This window comes from Sphingomonas sp. 67-41 (assembly GCF_001899725.1).
In the GTDB taxonomy this organism is placed as follows: domain Bacteria; phylum Pseudomonadota; class Alphaproteobacteria; order Sphingomonadales; family Sphingomonadaceae; genus Sphingomonas; species Sphingomonas leidyi.
Genome location: NZ_MKWJ01000013.1, coordinates 123,188 through 135,598 on the forward strand (window position 1 = coordinate 123,188; position 12,411 = coordinate 135,598).

The 12,411-nt window shown below is 65.0% G+C and carries 10 protein-coding genes; 8 read left to right on the forward strand and 2 right to left on the reverse strand.

Going from position 1 to position 12,411, the window contains the following annotated elements:
- Positions 1-51 precede the first annotated feature (51 nt).
- The 3 genes from BGP17_RS07590 to BGP17_RS07600 are packed head-to-tail and all read left to right on the forward strand — an operon-like array spanning position 52 to position 3,451.
- A complete protein-coding gene (locus tag BGP17_RS07590) occupies positions 52-1,050 on the forward strand; it encodes an NAD-dependent epimerase/dehydratase family protein (protein WP_286711544.1) in 999 nt (332 codons plus the stop codon).
- A 58-nt stretch (positions 1,051-1,108) separates the two neighbouring features.
- Positions 1,109-2,455, forward strand: coding sequence for a nucleotide sugar dehydrogenase (locus tag BGP17_RS07595; RefSeq protein WP_286711545.1), 1,347 nt, complete (start codon positions 1,109-1,111; stop codon positions 2,453-2,455).
- Positions 2,456-2,503: 48 nt separating this feature from the next.
- A complete protein-coding gene (locus tag BGP17_RS07600) occupies positions 2,504-3,451 on the forward strand; it encodes a J domain-containing protein (RefSeq protein WP_286711546.1) in 948 nt (315 codons plus the stop codon).
- A 55-nt stretch (positions 3,452-3,506) separates the two neighbouring features.
- Here the strand turns inward: BGP17_RS07600 and galU are convergent, their stop codons facing one another.
- Complete coding sequence (gene galU, locus BGP17_RS07605) at positions 3,507-4,379, reverse strand: UTP--glucose-1-phosphate uridylyltransferase GalU (protein ID WP_286711547.1); 873 nt, start codon at positions 4,377-4,379, stop codon at positions 3,507-3,509.
- Positions 4,380-4,699: 320 nt separating this feature from the next.
- Here galU and wecB point away from each other — a divergent pair, with 320 nt between their 5' ends.
- From wecB to BGP17_RS07630, 5 genes are all read left to right on the forward strand, one after another.
- Positions 4,700-5,842: a non-hydrolyzing UDP-N-acetylglucosamine 2-epimerase gene (wecB, locus tag BGP17_RS07610; RefSeq protein WP_286711548.1), complete on the forward strand. Its 1,143-nt coding sequence runs from the start codon at positions 4,700-4,702 to the stop codon at positions 5,840-5,842.
- A 336-nt stretch (positions 5,843-6,178) separates the two neighbouring features.
- On the forward strand, positions 6,179-7,522 hold the full coding sequence (locus BGP17_RS07615) for an O-antigen ligase family protein (protein WP_286711549.1): 1,344 nt from the start codon (positions 6,179-6,181) through the stop codon (positions 7,520-7,522).
- A 49-nt stretch (positions 7,523-7,571) separates the two neighbouring features.
- Positions 7,572-8,294, forward strand: a complete 723-nt coding sequence (locus BGP17_RS07620) for a polysaccharide biosynthesis/export family protein (RefSeq protein WP_286711550.1) — start codon at positions 7,572-7,574, stop codon at positions 8,292-8,294.
- Between the two features lie 21 nt (positions 8,295-8,315).
- Complete coding sequence (locus BGP17_RS07625; RefSeq protein WP_286711551.1) at positions 8,316-10,505, forward strand: GumC family protein; 2,190 nt, start codon at positions 8,316-8,318, stop codon at positions 10,503-10,505.
- Between the two features lie 170 nt (positions 10,506-10,675).
- Complete coding sequence (locus BGP17_RS07630) at positions 10,676-11,734, forward strand: tetratricopeptide repeat protein (RefSeq protein ID WP_286711552.1); 1,059 nt, start codon at positions 10,676-10,678, stop codon at positions 11,732-11,734.
- Here BGP17_RS07630 and BGP17_RS07635 read toward each other — a convergent pair.
- Positions 11,721-12,407, reverse strand: coding sequence for a sugar transferase (locus BGP17_RS07635; protein WP_286711553.1), 687 nt, complete (start codon positions 12,405-12,407; stop codon positions 11,721-11,723). The two genes, BGP17_RS07630 and BGP17_RS07635, sit on opposite strands and share 14 nt — an antisense overlap.
- Between the last annotated feature and the right edge of the window lie 4 nt (positions 12,408-12,411).

Genomic DNA, 12,411 nt, shown 5'->3' on the forward strand with positions numbered 1-12,411 from the left:
GCAAGAGAGAGAAACTGGACTTCACGGCGGCCTTGAGGCACCTGCCGCCCCATGACCCGCGTCCTCGTCACCGGCTCGGCCGGCTTCATCGGCTTCCACACGGCCAGCAAGCTGCTCCAGCGCGGTGCGACCGTGCTCGGCGTCGACAATTTCAGCGACTATTACGACCCAGCGCTCAAGGAAGCGCGCAACGACATTCTGTCGAACCATCCCAACTTCAAGGTCGCCCGGGTCTCGATCGACGACATGGAAGCATTCGGTGCCGCGTGGGCCGAGTTCCAGCCGGACGTGGTGATCCACCTCGCCGCGCAGGCCGGCGTGCGCTACTCGATCGACGCGCCCGAAAGCTATGTCGCCGCCAACCTGATCGGCACGTTCAACGTGCTCGAGCTGGCGCGCCGCCATGCCACGAAGCACCTGCTCGCCGCTTCCACCAGCTCGGTCTATGGCGCGAACACCGACATGCCGTTCACCGAGACGCAGCGGACGGCCACGCCCCTGAGCTTCTATGCCGCCACCAAGGGCGCGACCGAGCTGATGGGGCACAGCTACGCGCATCTCTACAAGGTCCCGATGACCTTCTTCCGCTTCTTCACGGTCTATGGCCCATGGGGGCGGCCGGACATGGCATTGTTCAAGTTCACCCGGGGCATCCTGGCCGGCGAACCGATCGACATCTACAATAACGGCCAGATGGTCCGCGACTTCACCTATGTCGACGACCTGGCCGAATCGATCGTCAAGCTCACCGAGGCCGTTCCCGGCACCGTGCCCGTCGAGGGCGACAGCCTGTCCCCCGTCGCGCCCTTCCGCACCGTCAACATCGGCGCGGGCCGGCAGACCCAGCTGATGGACTATATCGGCGAGATCGAGCGCGCGCTGGGCAAACAAGCCATCAAGAACTTCATGCCGATGCAGCAGGGTGACGTGCCGGCGACGGAGGCCAGCTCGGCCCTGCTCAAGGCGCTTACCGGCTATGCGCCCGCTACCCCCCCGAGCACGGGCGTGCCCGCCTTCATCGATTGGTATCTGGCGCATTATCGAAACTGAAACCCCTGTTCCGGCATGAAGGCGCGAAAGCGTACTTCCACCGTTATGGGGTTTCCCGATGAGCATCGAATGGCCCGCGCACGGGCTCAAGCTTCAGGCGCGGATCGAGGGCGGCACGGCGATCATCGGCGTGATCGGCATGGGCTATGTCGGCCTGCCTCTCGCCGTGGCATTCGGTGAAGCCGGTTGCCCCGTCCTCGCCTTCGACGTCGACCAGGCCAAGATCGACGCGCTCGAAGCCGGCGAGAGCTATATCAAGCATATCGACGCCGCGCGCATCGCGCCGCTGGTGAAGACCGAGAAGCTCAGGGCCACCGCCGATCTCGCCCGGCTGGGCGAGGCGGACGTGGTGCTGATCTGCGTCCCCACCCCGCTCACCCGCCATCTCGAACCCGATCTGAAATATGTCGAGAGCACGACCCGCGCGATCGCGAAGACGCTGCGCCGCGGCCAGCTCGTCATCCTCGAATCCACCACCTATCCCGGCACCACCGCCGAAGTGATGCAGCCTATCCTGGAGGAAGCCGGCCTCGTCGCCGGCAAGGATTTCTTCCTCGCCTATTCGCCCGAGCGCGAGGACCCCGGCAATCCCACCTATTCCACCACCAAGATCCCGAAGGTGGTCGGCGCCGACGACGGCGTCTCCGCCACCCTCGCGCTTTCGGTCTATCGCCACATCGTCCCCCAGGCGATCCAGGTCTCGTCCGCCGCGACGGCGGAAGCGGTGAAGATCACCGAGAATGTGTTCCGCGCCGTCAACATCGCGCTGGTCAACGAGCTCAAGCTCATCTTCACCGCGATGGACATCGACGTATGGGAAGTGATCGACGCGGCGAAATCCAAGCCGTTCGGCTTCATGCCCTTCTATCCGGGCCCGGGCCTGGGCGGGCACTGCATCCCGATCGACCCCTTCTACCTCACCTGGAAGGCACGCGAGTACAACCAGCATACCAAGTTCATCGAGCTGGCCGGCCAGATCAACGCGGACATGCCGCAGCACGTCGTCCGCGTCCTTGCCGACACGATGGATGCGCGGTTCGGCCGGGGCCTGCGCGGCGCGCGCATCCTGGTATTGGGCGTGGCCTACAAGAAGAATGTCGAGGATATCCGCGAAAGCCCGTCGCTCCGCCTGATGGAGATGATCGAGGCGCGCGGCGCCACCGCCGATTTCCACGATCCGCATGTCGCCCAGATCGACAACACCCGCGAGCACCCGACGCTGAACTTCCGCCACGGGGTCGCATGGGACGAGGCGGAGATCGCGAGCTATGACGCAGTGCTGATCGCCACCGATCACGACGCGGTGGACTATGCCGCGCTAGTGGCCTCGGCCAAGCTGGTGGTCGATACCCGCAACGCGTGCGCGCGGGCCGGGGTGATTTCGGACATCGTCGTCCGGGCCTGAGCCCGATCCGCTTTCACTCCGGCATGGCGACTGATAGATATCGCCGTCATGCCGGGGTCAAACGACATCGATCCGTACGAGGTGCTCGGCCTAAGCCCCAAGGCCGACGATGTCGTCATCCGTGCCGCCTGGAAGGCACTGATCCGCAAATATCACCCCGATGCCAGCACAGCGCCCGACGCCGCCGAGCGGGCAGCGAGAATCAATGCCGCGTTCAAGCTGCTGGTGACGGCCGAGGCGCGTCGCACCTATGATCGCCGCCGGGCCCAGCCCGCCACAGCGACCCAGCGCCCGGCGCCCGCCCCGGCCTGGCACTCGACCGGCCCAAGCCGACCCACCCCGCCGCGGCCGGTCCGCCGGCACGCATCGCGTCGCCGCAAGCTCGCCATAGCAATCCCGTTGGCGGGCGCGCTGACACTATATTTCGCCGGCAACGAGACCCGCCTACCTGCACCGGCGCAGCGGGCGATGGACGGGATTCTCACCGATCCCTGGATCGCGCAGGCGCGCAGCAACGCCCGCCGCCTGCTCGGGCTCGACGCCCCGCCCGCCTTCGCGGCGGTACCGTCCACTACCGAAGCCGGGGACGGCCCACCGCCGCCAATCGACAAAGTTGCGATCGTCGCAACGCTGGAGCGGTTCGTAACGCTTTCCCGAAAAGGCGGCAGCGCGGTTGCTGCCGAGGGTCGCGATTGCATCGCTCGGACCCGGAACGCCCCGAGCTGGGCGGCGCTGGACAATTGCACCACGCTCCACATCGCCGGGCTGGCGGCTGGCAGCGGCTTGTCCGAGGAGGCCGATCCGAACGCCGCCTATTTCGGCGAGGCCACGCCGCTGATGCCGGAGCACTATGCTCCGCTCTCCAGTGACGACAATCTGGTGAGGGTCCGGATCCAGGCGATCCGGACGATCGTCTGGGCGACACTATTCAAGAAGTACGCGACACAGGTGCCTATGCGACAGCCCCGGACGCGGACCGAACCGCCATCCCTATGAGGCGGCCACTCCTGTCTCCGGGGCAGCTCCAGTCTGCGCACCCGGCTGCCGTCGTTCAGCCCGCGCAGCGCTTCGCGACGAACTCGCGTACCGCCGGGGCGATGTCCTCGCGCTCCAGCGCCACCGCGATGTTCGCCTGGATGAAGCCGGCCTTGTCACCGCAATCGTAGCGCACGCCATCGAAGGTGACGCCGTGGAAGTGTTGATCCCCGATCATCTGGGCCATCGCGTCGGTCAGCTGGATCTCGCCCCCGGCGCCCTTGCCTTGCTTCTCCAGGACGCGCATCACTTCGGGCTGCAGGATGTAGCGGCCAATCACCGAGAGGTTCGATGGTGCGGTGCCCGGAGCCGGCTTCTCCACTAGGCCCCTCACCTCCGTCAGCGCCCCATCCTGTGCTCCCGGCGTGATGATGCCGTAGCGATGGGTCTGGTCGTCCGGAACGATTTCGGCGCAGATCAGGTTGCCCCCCACCCGGTCATAGGCATCGACCATCTGCTTCAGGCATCCGGGCTTGCCGAGCATGAAATCGTCTGCGAGCAGCACGGCGAAGGGCTCGTCGCCCACGATGTCGCGGGCGCACCATACGGCGTGGCCCAGTCCCATCGGCTCCTGCTGGCGAACATAGGCGACCGCGCCGGGCTTCAGGCGAGTCGCATCGAGTATTTCAAGTGATTTGCCGCGCGCGGACATCGTCGTCTCGAGCTCATAGGCGATGTCGAAATGGTCTTCGATCGCGCTCTTGCCCCGCCCGGTGACGAAGATCATCTGCTCGATGCCGGCTTCCAACGCTTCGTCGACGGCATACTGGATGAGCGGGCGATCGACGACCGGCAACATTTCCTTCGGAAGCGCCTTGGTGGCGGGCAAGAATCGCGTACCCAGGCCGCCCACGGGGAACACGGCCTTGCGCAGCGGTTTGATGGTCATGGCGCGACTTGATCTCCAAAATGCTGGCGCGCTGCTACTCGTCAAATGTGCGCTACGCAATCGGTGTGATGTACCCGGCAGGCGGCAGGCAAGCTCGCAACATATTCCAAGGGCCGCGCATGCGGTCCGTCACGCTCCGCCTGTTCTTTCCCTCGGCCGTGGCTTGGTGGCATGGCTTCGCCGCGCTTCAATCCCGGTTGGCGGTTCCCTACCGATACCGCTCTCGCGTACGATCGAGATCGCCCGGCCTCCGTTGGACGTGGGCGGGACGCGGCGCAGGGTTAGAGGCGCGTTAAGCCAGACCTGCTACACGAAGGACCATGTCTCCGCCGTCCCGCCGCATCCTCCTGATCTTCGGCACCCGTCCCGAAGCGATCAAGCTCTTCCCCGTCGTCCGTGCGCTCGCCGCCGTTCCCGGGCTGGAGGTGCGCACCTGCGTCACCGCGCAGCATCGCGGGCTGCTCGACCAGGTGCTGGCGATCGCCGGCCTCACCCCCGATGTCGACCTCGACCTGATGGAACCGGGCCAGACGCTGGAACAACTCACCGCCCGCCTGCTCACCGGCCTCGGCAAGGTGATGGACGCGGAGAAGCCGGACCGAGTGATCGTCCAGGGCGACACCGCGACGGCGATGGTCGGCGCGCTCGCCGCTTATTATCGCAAGGTTCCGGTCGGCCATGTCGAGGCCGGGCTGCGATCGGGCGACATCTACCAGCCCTGGCCCGAGGAAGTGAACCGCCGCATCGTGGCGCCCATCGCCGACCAGCATTTCGCGCCCACCGAAACGGCTGCCGAGGCGCTGCGCCGCGAGAACATCGATCCCGCGACGATCCACGTCACCGGCAACACCGTAATCGATGCCCTGCTCGCCACGCGTGCCCAGATCGAAGTCGAGCCCGGCATGTCGGCCGGCCTCGATCCGATCGCGGCCCGCTTCGCCGGCAAGCGCGTCGTCCTCGTCACCACCCATCGCCGCGAGAATTTCGGCGGCGGCATGGAGGATATCGCCCGCGCTCTCGGCCGGATCGCCGATCGCGACGACACTGCGATCCTCTTCCCCGTGCATCCCAACCCCAATGTCGTGGCGGTGATGGACAAGCTCCTGGGCGACCGGCCCAACGTCGCCCGCATCGAGCCGCTCGACTATCCACACTTCATCCGGGCACTCGATCTGTGCGACGTCGTGCTCAGCGATTCCGGCGGCGTGCAGGAGGAAGCCCCGGCGCTCGGCAAGCCGGTGCTGGTGATGCGCGAGACCACCGAGCGCCCGGAAGGCGTCGCGGCGGGCACCGCCAGGCTGGTCGGCACCGACCCGAAGCGGATCGTCTCCGAAATCTCAACCCTTCTCGACGTACCTTCCGCCTATTCGGCCATGGCCCGCGCCCACAATCCGTTCGGCGACGGCCATGCTTCCGAGCGGATTGCGGGGATCGTTGCAAATAGCTTCGGACTCGTCGCCTAGCGCCCCATCACCCGATTGCGGCCCCACCGCAGCGCGCCGTTACCGAATTGCACCTCCGCCCATCCTTCCGCCAACCTCCCGGAGGGGCCAGGAAACGCGATGCGGTTGCCTTCCCCAGGGTTCGCGGCTAGGGGGACGCCGAGCCCAGCCGCCAGGCGGCGGCTTCGAAGGGGAGCGTCGTTGGAAAATCCCGGACTTGCGTCTCGCGCCAGCCAATGGCGCGTGCCACGAATCTGGAATATTCGCTTCCTATCGCCCACCTTTGTAACCATGCGATAAGCTGTCTTGTCCAACCTTCGACGCCTCTACCGGCCCGCCTCACCCAATTTCTGGGCGTTGAGTGGATTCCTGTTTTTCGTGTTCCTGCTGGGCGGCGGCTCGCGGGACGACATCGGGTCGCTCGTCATCCTTCGGCCGGTTGCGGTGATCGCATGCGGATATGCGCTATGGACGCTGAACGCTGACACCGCCCGCCATTACCGCGCCGCGCTCGCGATCGCCGTGGCGGGCATGGTGCTGGTAGTGATGCAGCTCGTCCCGCTCCCGCCGGCGGTGTGGACGACCCTTCCCGGCCACGGGATCGTTTCCGATATCGATCGGACGGCCGGGCTCGGCGCCCTGTGGCGCCCCTGGACCATGTCTCCGACAGGTACCTGGAACGCATTGTTTGCGCTATTCGTGCCGCTTGCGGCATTGCTGCTCGGAATCCAGCTTCCGCGAGAGGACCAGTTCAGGCTGCTCGGCGTGATCGGGGGCCTTGGGCTCCTCTCTGCCCTTGTCGGCCTACTCCAGACGCTGGGCCCGGCGAACGGACCGCTCTATTTCTACCAGATCACCAACAACGGCTTCGCCGTCGGTCTGTTCGCGAACCGCAACCATGCAGCGACGCTGCTCGCGTGCATCTTCCCGATGCTTGCAGTCTACGCGTCGATCGAGCGCTCGGCCGAGGTCGCACGATTCCGCTCTTGGGCGGCGTTGATGCTGGCGGCGGCTTTGCTGCCGCTAATATTGGTGACCGGATCGCGTGCCGGCCTGCTCCTCTCCGTGATCGGGTTGGGCCTCGCAGCCCTGCTGCACCGGCGCCCCAGCGCTCCCGGCAAGGGCAATGCGCGCTCACGCTATCTCATCTATCTTCTGGTGGGTCTGGCGCTGGCCGGCATCGTGGCGCTCTTCGCCCTATCCTCCCGCGCACCTGCGCTCCAGCGCCTCTTCACCGAAGAGCCCGGCGAGGAGTTCCGGATCCCGCTTTGGAGCACCACGCTAGCCACGGCGATGAAGTATTTTCCCATGGGGTCCGGCTTCGGCAGCTTCAGCGATGTTTTCCAAATCGATGAGCCGGACAGCATGCTGGTGCCGACCTATGCCAATCATGCGCATAATGACTGGCTCGAACTGCTGATGACCGGCGGGTTGCCTGCCGTGCTACTGTTTGCCGCTGCCTTTCTGCTACTCTGCAGATGGAGCCTCCGCGCTTGGCGAAGCGGCACCACCGCATCGCGCGAGACGCAGTTCGCTAGGCTGGGATCTGCGATCCTGCTGCTGCTCGCAGCCGCAAGCATCGGGGATTATCCGCTACGGGTGCCTTCGCTTGCCTGCCTCGCAGCGGTCGCCATCATTTGGCTTCACGGCGCGCCCCAACGGGCTTCCAGATCAGTGCATTCATTGGCCGAAAGTGCGTAGATCGAACCTCCACTATTCGCTAACAGGTGCCGGGCTTACGAGGAATCTCATGCAGCATCGTTTCTTGATGGTTGGACTTTGCGCGTCGCTTGCGGCGTGCGCGCATACCGAGCCCTTCGCGGCGAATTCCTCGGGGCAAACCAGCGTCACCGTTCCCCAGTCGGGCGTCCTTCCCGCACCCGACGGCGCGGACCTGCTTGCCCAGAACCGCCCCTATCTGATCGGGCCGTTCGATCGGCTGACGATCGACGTGTTCGGGATTCCCGAGCTTAGCAACAAGGAAGTGCAGACCGATGCGGGCGGGCGCCTCTCCTTTCCGCTCGCCGGCGTCGTAGAAGCTGCCGGGAAGACCCCCGCGGAGCTCGAACAGACCCTCGAGGACCGCCTGCGCGGCCGCTTCGTGCGCGATCCGCAGGTCACCGTGAACCTGAAGGAAACGGTCAGCCAGACGGTCACCGTCGACGGCCAGGTCCGCGAGCCCGGTCTCTATCCGGTGATCGGCCGCATGACGCTCATGCGCGCCATCGCCACCGCCAAGGGTGCCGGCGAGTTCGCCAAGCTGGAGGACGTCGTGGTGTTCCGCACCGTCCATGGCCAGCGCATGGCCGCTCTCTACAATCTGAAGTCCATTCGCCGCGGCTATTATGAGGACCCCGAGATTTTCGCGAACGACGTCGTCGTGGTCGGCGATTCGCCGGCGCGCCGCCTCTTCAAGGATGTTCTCCAGGTGCTGCCGGTGCTAACGGCACCGCTTGTGATCGCGCTCCAGTAATTCGGTTCACGAAAGAAATTCATGCTTCTGTCTACCGCGCCGGCGACCATCCCCGCAGCAACCGCCCTTCCTGAAAGGGGAGGAAATCTGGCACCCCCGCTGCTGGTCCAGTATTGGGACGTCGCGTTACGCTGGAAATGGCTCATCGCGGCAATCGTCATCGCGGCGACAATTGCCGGCCTGATAATCACCCTGCTCATGACGCCGCAATATACCGCGGCGACCAGGATCGAGATCAGCCGCGAGCAGAAGAAGGTCACCAATGTCGAGGGCCTCGAATCCGCCGAGGCGAGCCGCGATCTCGAATTCTATCAGACCCAATATTCCCTTCTCGCAGCACGGTCTCTGGCAGAACGCGTCGCCCGTGTCCTCAAGCTTGGATCCAGCGACACGTTCTTCAAGGCGCATGGCGTCAACGTAGAAGGGATGGCAGGCAATGGCCGCGTCCTGACCGCAGACCAGCGAACGCAGCGGGAGCGCACGGCGGTGAGCCTGCTGCTCAAGAACGTCTCGATATCGCCTATCCGTGGTTCGGCACTGGTCGATATCAAGTACACCAGCGCCTCGCCGGCAGACTCCGCCGCAATTGCAAACACCTGGGCGGAGCAGTTCATCGAATCGAGCATGGATCGCCGCTACGCCTCGACTGCCGAGGCCCGCAAGTTCCTCGAAGTACGGCTTGCCGATCTGCGCGCGCGCGTGGAATCCTCCGAACGCGATGTCGTGAACTATGCGATGGAGAAGGGTATTGTCGCGCTCGGGAAGACGAAGAGCGCCGACGGGCAGACCCAAATCGAACGCACGCTGGTCTCGAACAATCTTGAAGCGCTCAACGAGGCGCTGGCCAAGGCGACCGCCGATCGTATCGCCGCCGAGAGCCGCGCCAACGCTCGCGCCACACGCGCCGATGCGACGTCGGAAGCTCTCGGGAATCTGGCGATCGGCCAGCTTCGCCAAAGGCGCGCCGAGGTAGCGGGTGAATATTCGCGGATGATGGTGCAGTTCGAGCCAAGCTATCCCGCTGCGCGAGCGGTCGCCGAGCAGCTCCGTACGCTCGATGCGAGCATCGCCGCCGAGGAACGCCGAGTCCGCAGCAGCGTGTCGGGCGACTATCGCGAGGCGCTGACCCGGGAGGATACGCTGCGCAATCAGGTCGAGACCTTGAAGGCGCGCATGAACCAGCAGCAACGCGACAATATCCAGTACAATATCTATCAGCGCGAAGCTGATACCAACCGCCAACTCTATGACGGGCTCCTGCAGCGCTACAAGGAGATTGGCGTCGCCGGTGTCGGCACCAACAACATCGCCGTTGTCGATACGGCAAAGATTCCCTCGTCGCCGTCTGCCCCCAATCTCCTGCTGAACCTGACGCTGGCCGTGCTGCTCGGCTTCGGCTTGGCAGGTGTAGCCACCTTCGCGCTGGAGCAGATCGACGAAGGACTCCGCGAGCCCAGCCAGGTCAGCCGCCTTCTCCAGGTACCGCTGCTCGGCAGCGTCCCCGACGTGGAGACCGGCGAGTGCCTCGACGTTCTGCGCGACCCGAAATCTGCGCTTTCGGAAGCGTATCTCAGCATCCGATCCAACCTGGCCTTCTCCACCGACCACGGTGTGCCCCGTACCTTGCTCGTGACCAGCACCCGTCCGGCCGAAGGCAAGAGCACGACAAGCTGGGCGATCGCGACGGTGCTGGCGCGTACCGACAGCAAGGTGCTGATCGTCGATGGCGACATGCGCTCGCCGTCGCTGCACCAATATGCCGGCGTGCAGAACGTGCACGGTCTCAGCAACCTCCTTGCCGGCGACAACGACTGGCAACGCCTGGTCCAGGAAACCAACACCAGGAACCTCAGCCTGATCACTGCCGGCCCCACGCCGCCGAGCGCCTCCGAGCTGCTAAGCAGCAACAAGATGGCGGCGCTGCTCGACCAGTTGCTCGAAGACTATGACCATGTGATCGTCGACGCACCGCCAATTCTCGGTCTCGCCGACGCTCCGCTGCTTTCGCGGGTCGTCGAGGGTTGCGTCTTCGTGATCGAAACCAACGGCGTTGCAATTCGCGGCATCAAGGCCTCGCTAGGCCGCCTGCGCCAGGTCAACGCACACCTGTTTGGTGCCGTACTCACCAAGCTTAAGCACCGTCAGGCGGGCTATGGCTATGGCTATGGCTATGGCTATGGCTATGGCGACACGGCGGGTAAGGTAGATTGAAGAGGCGCGCTCGCGACGTCCAGCCCAGAGCGACGGGGTTCTGGATCAAGACTGCAGCGTTGGGGATCGCTGCGGCAGGGCTATCGGCCGCCGCTGCGATTTCAGCCATGGCTGGAGTCACACGATCCTATGATCCCGCGCGCGCGATCCGCTTGCCCGGATCCGATGCCATGGCTGAAGTCAATCTACTCGACCGAACGATGCTGGAGAACCCCGCAATCGCCACCAGGCCCCAGGTCGCGGCGACCGCGCGCTCCTCGCTGCGCCACGATCCGCTCAATCCGGCGGCACTGCGGTTCCTGGCAATGGCGGCGGAGGCGAGGTCGGATCTGCCGGGCGCGCTGGCGCTTGCCCGACTTTCCGAGCGTGTTACACGCCGTGATCTACTTACTCAGGCCATGCTGATCGAGGCTGCCGTGCAAGGCGGCGACACGGCAACGGCACTCGTGCACTATGATCGCGCGCTACGCACCAAGGTGAACGCCCCCGCCCTGCTGTTTCCAATACTGCGTGCCGCGATCGAGGACCGCGAGATTCGGCGGGCCCTCCGCCCCTATATCGGCGCCGATCGGCCCTGGACCGAAGCGTTTCTGCGCGAAGCGCTGAGCCAGGGCACGCACCCCGGACTGGTCGCCGACCTCCTGCTGACACCGCCTCGTTCGCGGGCGCGGATCACGCTGGCAAGTACCCTGTCGAGCCGCATGATCAGCGACCTCTCGGCCGCGCGGGACTATGAAACCGCCCGCACCTATTATCTGACCTTGTCTGGTGCGGATCCCATGTTGCTGACGGCGACGGCGCTCGACGTGCGCTCCACTGACGCAAGGTTCATTCCGCTGGCTTGGCAGACGATGGATACTGCGCAGATCGGCGTAACGTTCGAACAGGGCGAAACCGAGAACGGCCGTCATGCGCATGTGCAAGCGGGACCGGGCGCCAGTGCAACGGTGCTCCGCAAGGTCTTGTTCCTGCCCCCCGGCAACTATGTCGCAACCGACGTGCGTGAGTCCCTGGCCGCCGGGCCTAGGGCAAGCGCCTATTGGCAGCTGAGCTGCGTCAACCGAGGCGCGCCCGCGGTGCCGATCTGGACAAGCAAGGCCGGCAAGAGCGAACAACCCGTGATCCCCGCCGGCTGCAGTATCCAGATGGTCGAGCTGGTCGTCACCGGCGGCGATGGTCAGGAAGGCATCGAGTTCGTCGTACGCCGCTTCGAGCTCAAGCGGCGATAGCAACCGGCCAAGCCAACAGCCTGGCCGTTTCAGGGTCCGGCTTGGGCAAATCGCGGAAGGACTGCAATACCGCCCGCGATTCCGGGAAGAGCACCATCCACGCTGTCAGTAGAATCAGTTTGAAATAGGTCCCTGCGCCCTGATGCGCGACGTACCACTGCTCGAGCAGCGCCTTATAAGGCATGATCACTTCGTCGTAGAGCCGGTCGGCGTCCGGGCCGTCCATCATCTCCTGCTCGTTGCGGAAGACCAGTGAGCCAATTCCCGAGAGACCCGGCCGAACCTGGACGATCACCGGCCGCAGCTCCTCGGGGAACGCATCGAAGCAGCGCTGGGTCTGCGGTCGCGGCCCGATAATGCTCATGTCGCCGATCAGGATGTTGATCAGCTGCGGGAGCTCGTTGATTTTGGTCTTGCGCAGAAAACGGCCGAGCGGAAGCACGCGCGGGTCGTTCCTTACCGTCACGGTACCGGTGCCGATCGAGGGGCTGTTCTTCAGCATCGTGGCGAACTTGTAGAGTTTGAACGACGTGCCGAAGCGCCCCACCCGCTTCTGCGCGTAGAAGATCTCCCCCTCTCCGGTGAACCGAAGGGCGATGACGAGCGGGATTAGCAGCGGCGAGAGCAGGATCAGCGCCGCGCCCGAGAACAGAATGTCGAAGAAGCGTTGCATGGAT

Bases quoted from the DNA above. Each gene is read 5' to 3' on its own strand.
- BGP17_RS07625 (WP_286711551.1), top strand. From the start codon at position 8,316: ATGCTTCTGTCTACCGCGCCGGCGACCATCCCCGCAGCAACCGCCCTT.
- BGP17_RS07595 (WP_286711545.1), top strand. From the start codon at position 1,109: ATGAGCATCGAATGGCCCGCGCACGGGCTCAAGCTTCAGGCGCGGATC.
- BGP17_RS07635 (WP_286711553.1), bottom strand. From the start codon at position 12,407: ATGCAACGCTTCTTCGACATTCTGTTCTCGGGCGCGGCGCTGATCCTG.
- BGP17_RS07620 (WP_286711550.1), top strand. From the start codon at position 7,572: ATGCAGCATCGTTTCTTGATGGTTGGACTTTGCGCGTCGCTTGCGGCG.
- BGP17_RS07630 (WP_286711552.1), top strand. From the start codon at position 10,676: ATGGCTGAAGTCAATCTACTCGACCGAACGATGCTGGAGAACCCCGCA.
- wecB (WP_286711548.1), top strand. From the start codon at position 4,700: ATGTCTCCGCCGTCCCGCCGCATCCTCCTGATCTTCGGCACCCGTCCC.
- BGP17_RS07600 (WP_286711546.1), top strand. From the start codon at position 2,504: ATGCCGGGGTCAAACGACATCGATCCGTACGAGGTGCTCGGCCTAAGC.
- galU (WP_286711547.1), bottom strand. From the start codon at position 4,379: ATGACCATCAAACCGCTGCGCAAGGCCGTGTTCCCCGTGGGCGGCCTG.
- BGP17_RS07590 (WP_286711544.1), top strand. From the start codon at position 52: ATGACCCGCGTCCTCGTCACCGGCTCGGCCGGCTTCATCGGCTTCCAC.